Here is an 11,746-nt window from a genome sequence, read left to right on the forward strand (position 1 = left end):
GGCCCGTTCCCTTCGCCCCCGGCGACGCCCCCACCGGCCCAGCACCAGGAGAGAGGCCTCCCGTGCCCGCCCTGCCCGCCACCGCGGCCGCCCCGGCCGACACCGCCGCCGTCACCGCCGAGCCGGTGCCCCCGCCGCAGGTCCGGCTGCGCCGTGAGCTCGCCGTCCAGCCGGTCCGCCTCGCCGCCGCCCTGTTCCTCGCCGTCGCGGCCACCGCGGCGGCCCTCGCGCTCCCGCTGCTGGTCCGCCGGATCGTCGGCGACTTCTCGGCGCACCGCTCGCTCACCCCCGGACTGCTGCTGATGGCCGCCGCCGCCCTCGCCGGGGCGGGCGCCCAGGCCCTCTCCGGCTTCCAGCTGGCGCGGATCGGCGAGGGCATGACCTACCGGCTGCGCACCGCCGTGATGGCCCACGCCCTCCGTCTGCCGCTGCCCGTCGTCCGGGCCCGGGGCACCGGCGAACTCGCCGCCCGGGTCACCTCCGACGCCCAGCTGCTGGGCCAGGTGGTCGAGGTGGCGATGCAGCTCCCGCTGGCCGCGCTCAGCGTGCTGGCGACCCTGGGCGTCATGCTGTGGATCGACTGGGTGCTCACCGCCGTCACCGTGGGGGCCCTCGCCCTGCTGATCGTCCTGGTGCTGCTGATCACCCGCCGGATGCGGGCCAACGTCACCGGTCAGCAGGAGGCCGTCGGCCAGGTCGCCCAGCGCTTCACCGCCAACCTGGACGCCCTCACCACCATCAAGGCCTACCGCGCCGAACCGCTCGCCGACCGGGTCCTCGCCGGGGACGCCGAGAAGCTGCACGCCGTCTCGCTGACCGGGGCCCGGCTGGGCGCGCTCGTCCCGGCGGTGCTCACCCTCGGCAACCAGTTCGCGATGATCGCGGTGATCCTCACCGGCGGCGCCCGGCTGGCGGCCGGGGGGCTCCAGGTGGCGGCGTTCGCCGCGTTCCTCCTCTACCTGCTGCAGACCGTTCCCTCGGTGAACACCCTCGCCACCGGATTCGGGCGCCTGCAGGCCGGACTCGCCGCGCGGGACCGCTGCAACGAACTGCTCGCCCTGCCCCCGGAGGCGGACCCGGACGACGCCGCCCGCCCGGTGCCCGCCCCGTCGCCCGACGCGCCCGCGGTGGTCTTCCGCACCGTCTCCTTCACCCACGCCGGCGCGCAGCGGGCCGCCCTGAACGCCGCGTCCTTCAGCGTGCCGCGCACCGGACTGACCGCCGTGGTCGGCCCGTCGGGCGCGGGCAAGAGCACCGCGCTCGCACTGGTCGGCCGGTTCCTGCGGCCCGGCGAGGGTTCGGTCACCGTTCTCGGCCACGACGTCGGCGCCTGGCCGCTCGGCGCGCTGCGCGGCCGCATGGCCTACGTGGACCAGGCGTTCACCCTGCTGGAGGCCAGCGCCCGGGACAACCTCCAGCTCGGCCGGGCCGGCGCCGCCCCGGACCACGAACTGGCCCGGGCCCTGGCGACGGTCGGGCTGACCGAGGACGTCGAGCGCCTCCCGCACGGTCTGGACACCGTCCTGGGCCGGGAGTTCGACCTCTCCGGCGGGCAGCGCCAGCGGATGGCGCTGGCCCGCGCGCTGCTCACCGAGGCCGACATCGTCCTGCTGGACGAGCCCACCAGCCAGCTGGACGGCCTGAACGAACTGCGCTTCCGGGAGGTGGTGGACCGGCTGGCCCGCCGCAGTGCCGTGGTGGTGGTCGCCCACCGGCTCTCCACGGTCCGGCACGCGGACCACGTGATCATGATGAGCCGGGGTGCCGTCGTCGACGCCGCGGACCACGCCACCCTGCTCGCCCGCTGCGCGCCCTACCGCGAGCTGGTCACCAGCCAGCTCGGCCCGCCCGGTTCCTGAACCGGCCGTCCCCGCTCCCCGAACGGCCGTCCGCGCCGCTGAACCGGCCGCCCGAGGGCGTCTCCCGGTCCGTGCCGTCACCGGCCCGGCCGGTCCGCGGCACCGGACGGGCGGCACCGGCGAACCGCGCCGGTCAGGCCACTTTCCCCGGATTGGACCGGGACGCCGCGCGCGCGGGCCGCTAGCGTCGGCGGGGAACCCGACCGACCGGAGAACCCGCGATGCATCCCGAACTCGCCACCGACCTCGACGAGCTGCCCGCCCTGCTGGAGGAGACCCGCGAGCGTGCGGTCGCCTTCCTGAACGGCCTCGGCGAACGCCCGGCGCTCTCGCCCTCCGCCGCGCACACCGACCCGCGGCCGCACACCGACCCGCCGCCGAACCCGGTCCCGGCGACGGACCCGCAGCCGGTCCCGGCGACGGCCCTCCCGCTCGACGACTGGGGCGGCGGCGGCCTGCGGGCGGCGCTCGCCGAGTTCGCCGACCGCTGGGAGCCCCGGCTCTCCGGCTCCGCGGGGCCGCGCTACTTCGGGTTCGTCACCGGCGGCGCGACGCCCGCCGCCCTGGCCGGCGACTGGCTGACCGCCACCGCCGACCAGAACTCCAACTCCTCCCTCGACGGCGCGGGCCAGGACCTGGAGCGGGAGACGATCGGCCGGCTGCGCGAACTCTTCGGGCTCTCCGCCGCGAACAGCGGCACCTTCGTCAGCGGCGCGACCATGTCCAACACGGCCGGACTGGCCATCGCCCGCCAGTGGCTCGGCGAACGGCTCGGGGTGGACGCCGCACAGGACGGCACCGCCGCGCTCGGCCCGGTCCGGGTGTTCTCCGGCAGCCCGCACTCCAGCATCGCCAAGGCGCTGTCCGTCCTGGGCCTCGGCCGGGCGGCGCTGACCGCCGTGCCCACGCTGCCCGGCCGCGAGGCCGTGGACCCGGCCGCCCTCGAACGGGCGCTGGCCGCGCACGACGGCCCGTGCGTCGTGGTGGCCAACGCCGGCACCGTCAACACGGTCGACTTCGACGACCTGCGGGCGCTGGCCGCGCTGCGCGACCGGTACGGCTTCTGGCTGCACGTGGACGCGGCGTTCGGGGCGTTCGCCGCCCTGGTGCCCGAGCACGCCGGGCTGGTGGCGGGCCTGGACCTCGCCGACTCGGTCTGCGTCGACCTGCACAAGTGGCTCAACGTGCCCTACGACAGCGCCGTCCAGTTCACCCGGCGCCCTGACCTCCAGGCCGAGGTCTTCCGCAACTCCGCCGCCTACCTCGGTCCGCTCGGCGAGCGCCCCGACCTGGTCCACCTCACCCCGGAGAACTCCCACCGGCTGCGCGCCCTGGCCGCCTGGTTCGCGCTGCGCGCCTACGGCCGCGCCGGCCACCGCGAGATCGTCGAGCGCTGCGTGACGGGCGCCCGGGCACTGGGGGAGGCGGTGAGCGGCACGGCCGGGCTGCGCCTGCTCGCGCCGGTGCGGCTGAACGTCGTCTGCTTCACCCTGTCCGACCGCCCCACCGCCGAACGCCTCGCCGCCCTGGCCGCGGACTTCGCCGACGAGGCCTTCGTCACCCCGACCCACTACGCGGGCGTTCCCGCCCTGCGGGCGGCCTTCAGCAACTGGCGCACCACCGAGGAGGACGTCCGCCGCACCGCGAAGGCCCTGGCCCGGGCGGCGGACGGGCTCGCGGACTGACGCGGCACCCGGCCGCCCCCCCCGGCGGGGCACCGCCGGACCCGCCCGCCGGCGCCTCACCCGCCGCGGGTGGTGCGCGGGACGGCGGGGGAGGTCACGCTTGGCGCGAGGGGGGCTGCCGGACGGTGGCTGCCGCCGGGCAGGAACCGGTCCTCTCCCTCGGAGGCAGGCGATGGACGACTACCCACTGTTGAACATCTTCCTCACGACCATGTGGATCTTCCTCTGGATCCTCTGGTTCATGCTCCTGTTCCGGATCTTCGGTGACCTGTTCCGGGACGACACGGTGAACGGCTGGGGCAAGGCGGGCTGGTGCGTCCTCCTGATCCTGCTGCCGTTCCTGGGGGTGTTCGTCTACCTCATCGCCCGGGGCAAGGGCATGGGCATGCGCGAGACGGCCCGCGCGAAGGAGGCGGAGGCGGAGTTCCGCACCTACGTCCGGTCCGCCGCGACGGAGGCCGGGCCGGCCTCGGCCGCCGAGCAACTGGCCAGGCTGGCGGAGCTGCGCCGCGAGGGCGACATCACGGAGGAGGAGTACCAGCGAGCCAAGTCGCTCGTCCTGACCTGACGGAACCGGCTCCGGCCCCGGTCCCGGTCCCGTGAGCGACCGGGGCCGACGGACCCGGCCCCCGGGCGGCCCGACCGCCGCCCGGGGGCGTTCCGCTTCCCGGCCGGGGAACGGAACGCCCCCGGGACCGTGCTACGGCTTCGCGTCCCCCGCCCCGCCGACGGTGGGGGCGACGGTCCGCGGGTGGGGGGCGACGGGGTGGGCGGGGGCGAAGAACTCGCGGACGGCGAAGGCCACCAGCACGACCACGGCGAACCAGAACACCACCATCCCGGTCGGGTGGTCCCAGAAGGCGAAGACCACCGCGGCCACGATCAGGACCGCCGCACCCAGCCACCGCTTGTGGCGGCGCACGAAGCGGTCCACCGGCCCGGCGCGGAAGCCCGCCGAGTCGGCCGCCGAACGCAGGGCCGCCACCCCGTGCCCGGTCACCGTGCGGATGGTCACCGCCGGGCGGGAGGGGCCGACGAAGAACGCCCCGAGTCCGACGAGCAGGGCCAGGAAGCCGACCGCCCGCACCCCGACCCGCAGGTAGTCGACGACGGCGTCGTAGACGGCGCCCGCGGCGGCCGGCGAGGCGTCGGCGGGCAGGTGGTCCAGGAAGTACGAGCGGAAGACGGTCAGCGCGATGCCCAGCAGCAGCATCGCGAGCGCGATGCCGACGGCGGCGCCGACCAGCGCCCGGCGCCGGTTGAACGCCGTGAGGACCGCGGCGGCGGCGACCAGGACCGTGATGACCGGCAGCCACCAGCCGAGGATCTCCAGCAGCCGGAACCCGCCCTTGATTTTGGCGAGGTCGGGCGACGAGAACACCACGAAGTCGGTGTGCACCTGCGGGATCTTGGCGGCGGGCGCGAAACCGGCGTCGACCAGGGAGGTCTTGACCCGTTCCACCATCGGCCCGATGTCGATCACGACCTCGTCGTTCTTCAGCACCACCGCGCCGCCGCCCTCGCCGGTCAGGGCCTTGACCATGGTGGCGTGCCCGGCCCGAACCGCCTCCTCCCACAGGGTGGCGAAGGCGTCGCTGGTGACCACCCGCTCGGCGGCGCCGTGCACGAGGTTCGTCAGCGCCCCCTCCAGCGGACCGGTCAGGCCCCCCAGCAGCTGCGCCAGCCGGGGCGGCACGCCCTGTTCGGCGGCGGCCTGGGAGAGGTCGTTCACCACCGCCTTGACGTCGATCTGCTCCGTCGCCGCGTCGGTGATCCGGTTGGCGAGCGCGTTCTGCACGTCGGGGTTCTCGGCGAGCGGCGCCATGGTGGCCACGAACCGGTTGGTGTCGGTGATCTCGTCGTGGGCCCAGACGGCGATCACGGCGAGCAGCGACAGCAGCGAGGCGACGACCACCAGCACCACCGAGCCGGTGGTGCGCAGCCGGTGGTGCCGGGGCCGCCCGCGCCGGGCCTCGGCCTCCAGCTGCGCGACCCGGTGGTGCAGCGCCTCCAGCTCGCGGGCCTCCGGACGATCTGGCTGCGGTGCGCCGGACTCGGTCGATGACATGCGGGGAGCTCCTCGTCCTGGACGGCCCGGGCGGCGCGGCGGCGCCGGACCGCCCGGGCGCCGTGACGCCGGGGCGCGGCGACAGCACGACGCCGTCGCGCCGGGGAGCCGTGGGCCGCTGCGCCGTGACGCCGTGTCCACCAGCCAAGGGCCTGGCCGCCCCGGCGGCGAGCAGGGTTACCCCACCGGGGTGAGGGGCGCCGACCGTCCGGAGCGCCCGCCCGCGCTCCCGGCTCACCCCGAACAGGTGAGCCGCACCCCCGGGGCGGCGGGTTAGTTTCACTGGGAGCCGGCTCCCGCCTGCGTCCGCAGCCGGCCCCGGCCGACTCCGTCGGCCGGCCCCTCCTCCCCCCAGGAGCAGACGTGAGCAGCGCACCCGACACCCCCGGTGAACTCGATCTGCCGGGCCCCGTCGACTACCTGGTCATCGCGTTCCCCGGCAGCCACCTCACCGGTGAGGGGCTGCCCCTGCTCGTCGACCTGGTCGACCGCGACATCATCCGGATCCTCGACCTGACCTTCGTCCGCAAGGACGAGGACGGCACGGTGGCCGCCGTCGAGCTGGCCGACGTGACCGGCGACGGACTGCTCGACCTGACCGTCTTCGAGGGCGCCTCCTCGGGCCTGTTCGGCGAGCCCGACCTCGCCGAGGCCGGCGGCCTGCTGGACCCGGGCGACTCCGCCGTCGTCCTGCTCTACGAGAACCGCTGGGCCGCGCCCCTGGCCAACGCCCTGCACCGGGCGGGCGCGCACATGGTCGCGAGCGGCCGCGTCCCGGTCCAGGACCTCCTGGACGTCCTGGACTCGCTGGAGGAGCTCGACGCCGCGAGCTGATCCGGGCCCCGCCCGTGCTCCCGGCCCGTTCCCGGCCGCCACCGTCCCACCCCCGCAACCGCCCCCTCACCCCAGGCAGGTAGCCATGCCCGGACTGCTTCGTGGCGTCGCCCGCACCGCGGTCGTCGCCGGAACCGCCACCGCCGTCTCCAACCGCGTCTCCCGCCGCCAGGCCGGCCGCTGGGCCCAGCAGGACACCCGGCAGGCCGTCTACGCCGAGCCCGCCGCCCCCGCTCCCGCGCCGGCCGCCGCACCCGCCGCGCCGTCCATGGAGGAGAAGCTGGACCAGCTCAAGGAACTCGCCTCGCTCAAGGAACAGGGCGTCCTGACCGAGCAGGAGTTCGCCGCCCAGAAGGCCCGGATCCTCGGCAGCTGACCGTGAACCGCTGGAAGCCCCTGGCCGTGCTCGGCACGGGCCAGTTCCTGATGGTGCTGGACGCCTCGGTGATGAACGTGTCGATCAGCCAGCTGGTCGAGGACTTCGACACCGAGGTGACCGCCATCCAGGCCGTGATCACCCTCTACACCCTGGTGATGGCCTCCTTCATGCTGACCGGCGGCAAGATCGGCGACATGTTCGGCCGCCGGCGGGTCTTCGTGATCGGGCTGGTCGTCTACGGGGTCGGCTCGGGCCTGACCGCGGTGGCCCCCACCGTCGGCGTGCTCGCGCTCGGCTGGTCGGTCGTCGAGGGCCTCGGCGCGGCCCTGGTCCTGCCCGCGCTGGCCGCCCTGGTGGCCGGCTCCTACCAGGGCCGCGACCGGGCGGTGGCCTACGGCGTCATCGGCGGTCTCGCGGGCGCGGGCATCGCGGTCGGCCCGCTGCTCGGCGGCTGGGTCACCACCTATCTGACCTGGCGGCTGGTGTTCGCCGGCGAGGTGGTGCTGGTCGTCCTGATGCTGCTGCTGATGCGCTGGGTCCCGGCACAGCCGCCACCGGAGCGGCGGCCCCGGCTCGACGTGCCCGGCGTGGTCCTCTCGGCCTCGGGCCTGGCCGTGATGGTCCTGGCCGTCCTGCAGAGCGGCAGCTGGGGCTGGGTCCAGCCGCGCAACCCGCCGTTCACCGTCCTCGGCTTCTCCCCGACGCTGTTCGCCGTCGCGCTCGGCGGCGCGCTGACGTACGCGTTCTGCCTGCACGAACGCCGGCGGGAGCGGAAGGGGCTCGACCCGCTGGTCTCGCTGGACCTGTTCGACAACCGGACGCTCCGGGCGGGGCTGGTGACGCTGTTCAACCAGAACACCGTCCTGCTCGGCCTGTTCTTCGTCATCCCGCTCTACCTCCAGGTCGTCCAGGGGCTCGACGCCTTCGAGACGGGCCTGCGCCTGCTGCCGGTGTCGGTCACCATGCTCGCCACCTCGATGTCCGGCTCGCTGCTGCTGCGGCTGGCCTCGCCGCGCACCATCGTCCGGGCCGGGCTGGTGGTCCTGGTCGCCGCCACCCTGTGGCTGATCACCGCGATCGGGCCGGACCTGGCGGGCGCCTCCTTCGCCGGGGCGATGGCCCTGCTCGGCATCGGCATGGGGATGCTCGCCTCCCAGCTGGGCAACACGGTGCAGTCCAGCGTCCGGAAGGCGGAGCGGAGCGAGGCCGGCGGCCTGCAGTACACGGCGCAGAACCTCGGCTCCTCGCTGGGGACGGCGCTGATCGGCGCCATCCTCATCGGCGCCCTCGCCACCTCCGTCACCACCCGGATCACCGACGACCCTCGGGTCTCCGCGGCCGTCGCCGAACAGGCCGGCATCCGGCTGGAGGCCGGCCTGTCCTTCGTGCCCGCCGCCGACGTCGCCGCCGCCCTGGCGACACAGCCCCAGGTACCGCCCGACGAGGCCGCGGCCGTGGTGGAGAGCTACCGGGACGCCCAGATCGCGGGCCTCAAGGCGGCGGTCCTCGCCTGCACGGGCATCACCGCCGCCGCCCTCCTCCTCACCCGCCGCCTGCCCGCCGTCCGGGGCGACACCCCCACCCCGTCCGACGGCCCGTCTCCCGGGGCGGGGGAGTAGTCCGGGGCGACGGCGGTTCGCGGTCCGGACGGCGGGCGGGCGGCGGGACCGAACCCGGTCCCCGGTTCGGCGGTTCCTCCCGCGCCCGCGCCCGCGCGCGGCGGGGCCGGCGGGTCCGTGCTCCCGCGCGCTCAGCTCCGCCGGTGGTCCAGCGCCAGATGGGTGCCCAGCCCGAAGAGCAGGCCCCAGAACGCCGAACCGATGCCGAACAGGCTCATCCCCGAGGCGCTCGCGAGGAAGGTGACCAGCGCCGCGTCCCGGCCGCGCTCCTGCGCGACCGCCGCCGTGAGGCTCCCCTGGAGCGCCGCCAGCAGCGCGACCCCGGCGACCACCGCGACCAGCTCCTTCGGCAGACCGGTGAACAGGCTCACCAGGACCCCGCCGAAGCTGCCCACCAGCACGTACAGCAGACCCGAGGACATCCCGGCCACGTACCGGCGGTCCGGGTCCGGATGGGCCTCCGGGCCCGAGCAGATCGCCGCCGTGATCGCCGCCAGGTTCACCCCGGGCGAGCCGAACGGCGCCATCAGCACCGACACCGCGCCGGTCGAGCCGATCAGCAGCCGGTCGTCCGCCCGGTAGCCGAACGCCCGCATCACCCCGAGGCCGGGCGCGTTCTGCGAGGCCAGGGCGACGATCGTGAGCGGCAGTGCCAGCCCCACCAGCGCCGACCAGGAGAACGCCGGCGCCGTCAGCACCGGCACCGTCGGCCCGCCCGCGCCGGGGTGCAGCGGCAGGCCGACCGTGAGCGCCGCCAGTGTCCCGCCGGCCAGCAGCGCGACCAGGACGGCGTAGCGGGGCGCGAACCGCTTGGCCAGCAGGAACGCCGCGAAGCTGCCGACCACCAGCACCGGCGCGCCGTGCACGGCCCCGAAGATCCCGGCGCCGAAGGAGAACAGGATCCCCGCCAGCATCGCGTTCACGATCCCGGCCGGCACCGCGGCGATCAGCCGCCCGAACCACCCGGTGACACCGAACAGCGTCACCACCACGGCGCTCACCAGGAACGCCCCGACCGCCTCCCGGTAGGGGTGGTCGCCGAGGCTGGTGACCAGCAGCGCCGCCCCCGGCGTCGACCAGGCGGTGACCACCGGCGTCCGTGTCCACCAGCTCAGCGCGAAGCCGCTGACCCCGCTGCCGATCGCCACCGCCCAGATCCAGGAGGCGGTGTGCGCCGCGTCCAGCCGCCCCGCGGCCGCCGCCGCGAGCACCACCACCAGCGGGCCCGAGAACGACACCGCCACGCAGATCAGCCCCGCCAGGAGGGCCGGCGCCGACACGTCGCGGCGCAGCGCCGCCCTGCGCTCCCCGGCCCCGGCCGGTGTCGTGCCCGGGACCCCCGCTTCCGGTCGGACCGTCAGTTCATCCGTCATTCCGGCAGTATCCCGGAGCCCGCCGAAGGCCGGACGGCCGCCCGGCGCCACCCGTGGCGGCGCCCGGCCCGCGCCGCGGCGTGGTCCCCGGGGCCGGCGCGCCGGGACCGGCCGCCGAGCGCCGGGGCGGGTGGTGGTGGGTGGTGGTGGGTCACCCGCCCCGTCCCGGCACGGAATTGTGCCCTTCCTCCTGTCGTCGCGGCGGCCCCTGATCCGTATGATCTGGGCTGCTTGCCGTTGCGGACGCCGCCGGGGACGGGTGGCGTCGGTGCGCGCCCGGGGCCGTCCCGTCGTCGGTCCCGATCGGTCCGAGGGAGGGGCAGCACGGTGCGGTTCGCGGGTGTGGCTGTGACGCGTGAGGGCTACCGGATCGCCGTGCCCGGCGACGGCGACGGGGCCCCCGGCCTGGTCGGGGTGTTCGAAGGCTGTGCCCTGGAACGGCCGGTGGCCTGGCTGGCCGACCTCGCGCCGCAGGTGCCCGGCGGGCTCACGGCCGTCCTCGACAGCGCCAACGGCATCATGGACGCCCCCCTCGCGGCCGCCGGCCTCCCGGTACTGCGCGCCGACCCGCCGGTCCTGGTGGACGACGGCGCGACGGCGGAGGCGCTCGCCGCGCTCGGCCGTTCCCGGCCCGGCGCCCTCACCGCACTGTCGTCCGACGGGTGGACGATGAGCGGCCGGGAGGAGGAGATCGCGGCGGCGGAGGTGGCCAGTGGCCCGGTCGAGCGCGAACTCGCCTCCAGGGGAAGTCTGTTGGCAGGTGGGTCGGGCACCGCTCCCGTGGTGGCACTGACCTTCGACGACGGCCCGCACCCCGAGTTCACGCCGCAGGTGCTGGACGTGCTGCGCCGCCACGACGCTCCGGCGGCCTTCTTCTGCATAGGTCTGCACGCCCTGGCCCACCCCGGCGTGGTGCGCCGGGCCGCGGCCGAGGGGCACATCCTGGGCAACCACACCTGGTCCCACGCCTATCTGCCCGATCTCGGGCCGATCGGGCTCGGCCGGCAGCTCGGCTTCACCCGGGACGCACTGGCCCGGGCCTGCGGGGACGACCGGGCGGTGCGCTGGCTGCGCCCGCCGTACGGTGGCCGGAGCCCCGAACTCCTCTGTACCGTCGACCGGTTGGGCCTCACCACGGTGCTCTGGGACGTCGACGCGAGGGACTGGGACCGGCCCGGACCCGAGGTGATCGCCGAGCGGGTGCTGGGGCGGGTGCGTCCCGGTTCGGTGGTCCTGATGCACGACGGCGGCGGCGACCGCTCCCAGACCGTCGCCGCGCTGCCCGCGGTGATCACCGGCCTGCGGTCGCGTGGCTACCGCCTCGTGGGCCTGGACGAGTTGCTCGCCGGGGCGGGCCCCGCCGGGGGCTGACCGCCGCCCGTTCCCGCACCCCTTCTCCCGCGGCTTCCCGCCCACGACCCACGATCCACGACTCACGGCCGCCGGTCCCCGGGTCCCGTCACCGACCGCGGTCCAGCTGTTCTCCGGCAGCACCGGCGCCGCGCCGCGCCCCCGTACCCGGAACCCTTCCCCCCGTTTCGCCGTCGCCCCGTGCCGGGCGACGGCTCTCGGCCACGCGCCCCCGCGGGCCTGTCTGATTACCCGTCATTGACACCTCTTTGACCATCGCTTTAATGTCGTGGTGGCGGCGACGACCCGCGCCGCCGGAATCCGGCATATCTCGGAGGTCGAAATGGAACAGCTCATCAAGAAGATGACCCAGGACGACAAGTGGAAGGGCTGGGTCGCCGCCAACTCGGGGCAGGCCGCCAAGGACGGGTGCATCAGCGTGGCCAAGTCGGGCTGCATCAGCGTGGCGAAGTCCGGCTGTATCTCCTGACGCACCACTGACGCACCACCCTGCGCAGACGCGGGTCCGGGCCGGCGGAGGCCGGCCGGCTTCAGCGAGATGCCGCCCGAGTCGTAGGT

General features: G+C 75.5%; 10 protein-coding genes. 8 read left to right on the top strand and 2 right to left on the bottom strand.

Features of this window, described 5'->3' with window-relative positions; all coding sequences use genetic code 11:
* Positions 1 to 62: 62 nt before the first annotated feature.
* The 3 genes from ACFCX4_RS28500 (at position 63) to ACFCX4_RS28510 (ending at position 4,112) form a co-directional block, all read left to right on the top strand.
* Positions 63 to 1,859: an ABC transporter ATP-binding protein gene (locus ACFCX4_RS28500; protein WP_376148335.1), complete on the top strand. Its 1,797-nt coding sequence runs from the start codon at positions 63 to 65 to the stop codon at positions 1,857 to 1,859.
* Between the two features lie 221 nt (positions 1,860 to 2,080).
* Entirely contained in the window at positions 2,081 to 3,544 is a 1,464-nt protein-coding gene (locus tag ACFCX4_RS28505) for a pyridoxal phosphate-dependent decarboxylase family protein (protein ID WP_376148338.1), read from the top strand.
* Between the two features lie 172 nt (positions 3,545 to 3,716).
* Complete coding sequence (locus ACFCX4_RS28510; protein WP_376148341.1) at positions 3,717 to 4,112, top strand: PLDc N-terminal domain-containing protein; 396 nt, start codon at positions 3,717 to 3,719, stop codon at positions 4,110 to 4,112.
* A gap of 132 nt (positions 4,113 to 4,244) precedes the next feature.
* On the opposite strand, the gene ACFCX4_RS28515 is transcribed toward ACFCX4_RS28510, so the two are convergent.
* Positions 4,245 to 5,612, bottom strand: coding sequence for a hypothetical protein (locus ACFCX4_RS28515; protein WP_376148343.1), 1,368 nt, complete (start codon positions 5,610 to 5,612; stop codon positions 4,245 to 4,247).
* 363 nt (positions 5,613 to 5,975) lie between these two features.
* On the opposite strand from ACFCX4_RS28515, the gene ACFCX4_RS28520 reads away from it, so the two are divergent.
* The 3 genes from ACFCX4_RS28520 to ACFCX4_RS28530 all read left to right on the top strand — a co-directional run bounded on the left by ACFCX4_RS28520 (position 5,976) and on the right by ACFCX4_RS28530 (position 8,444).
* Complete coding sequence (locus ACFCX4_RS28520) at positions 5,976 to 6,446, top strand: DUF6325 family protein (RefSeq protein ID WP_376148345.1); 471 nt, start codon at positions 5,976 to 5,978, stop codon at positions 6,444 to 6,446.
* A gap of 85 nt (positions 6,447 to 6,531) precedes the next feature.
* Entirely contained in the window at positions 6,532 to 6,822 is a 291-nt protein-coding gene (locus ACFCX4_RS28525; protein ID WP_376148348.1) for an SHOCT domain-containing protein, read from the top strand.
* Positions 6,823 to 6,824: 2 nt separating this feature from the next.
* Positions 6,825 to 8,444 carry an MFS transporter gene (locus ACFCX4_RS28530; protein WP_376148350.1) on the top strand — a complete coding sequence of 540 codons (1,620 nt, stop codon included), beginning with the start codon at positions 6,825 to 6,827 and terminating at the stop codon, positions 8,442 to 8,444.
* Between the two features lie 131 nt (positions 8,445 to 8,575).
* Here ACFCX4_RS28530 and ACFCX4_RS28535 read toward each other — a convergent pair whose 3' ends face one another.
* On the bottom strand, positions 8,576 to 9,817 hold the full coding sequence (locus ACFCX4_RS28535; protein WP_376148353.1) for a benzoate/H(+) symporter BenE family transporter: 1,242 nt from the start codon (positions 9,815 to 9,817) through the stop codon (positions 8,576 to 8,578).
* Positions 9,818 to 10,159: 342 nt separating this feature from the next.
* Here ACFCX4_RS28535 and ACFCX4_RS28540 point away from each other — a divergent pair, with 342 nt between their 5' ends.
* Both ACFCX4_RS28540 and ACFCX4_RS28545 read left to right on the top strand, forming a co-directional pair.
* Positions 10,160 to 11,188: a polysaccharide deacetylase family protein gene (locus tag ACFCX4_RS28540; RefSeq protein ID WP_376148356.1), complete on the top strand. Its 1,029-nt coding sequence runs from the start codon at positions 10,160 to 10,162 to the stop codon at positions 11,186 to 11,188.
* A gap of 322 nt (positions 11,189 to 11,510) precedes the next feature.
* Positions 11,511 to 11,657, top strand: coding sequence for a hypothetical protein (locus ACFCX4_RS28545; protein WP_376148358.1), 147 nt, complete (start codon positions 11,511 to 11,513; stop codon positions 11,655 to 11,657).
* Positions 11,658 to 11,746 lie beyond the last annotated feature (89 nt).

This window comes from Kitasatospora sp. NPDC056327 (assembly GCF_042261735.1).
Classification (GTDB): Bacteria; Actinomycetota; Actinomycetes; order Streptomycetales; family Streptomycetaceae; genus Kitasatospora.

Excerpts from the sequence above, each read along its gene's own strand:
- ACFCX4_RS28535 (WP_376148353.1), bottom strand. The coding sequence starts at position 9,817 with ATGACGGATGAACTGACGGTCCGACCGGAAGCGGGGGTCCCGGGCACG.
- ACFCX4_RS28510 (WP_376148341.1), top strand. The coding sequence starts at position 3,717 with ATGGACGACTACCCACTGTTGAACATCTTCCTCACGACCATGTGGATC.
- ACFCX4_RS28505 (WP_376148338.1), top strand. The coding sequence starts at position 2,081 with ATGCATCCCGAACTCGCCACCGACCTCGACGAGCTGCCCGCCCTGCTG.
- ACFCX4_RS28525 (WP_376148348.1), top strand. The coding sequence starts at position 6,532 with ATGCCCGGACTGCTTCGTGGCGTCGCCCGCACCGCGGTCGTCGCCGGA.
- ACFCX4_RS28515 (WP_376148343.1), bottom strand. The coding sequence starts at position 5,612 with ATGTCATCGACCGAGTCCGGCGCACCGCAGCCAGATCGTCCGGAGGCC.
- ACFCX4_RS28545 (WP_376148358.1), top strand. The coding sequence starts at position 11,511 with ATGGAACAGCTCATCAAGAAGATGACCCAGGACGACAAGTGGAAGGGC.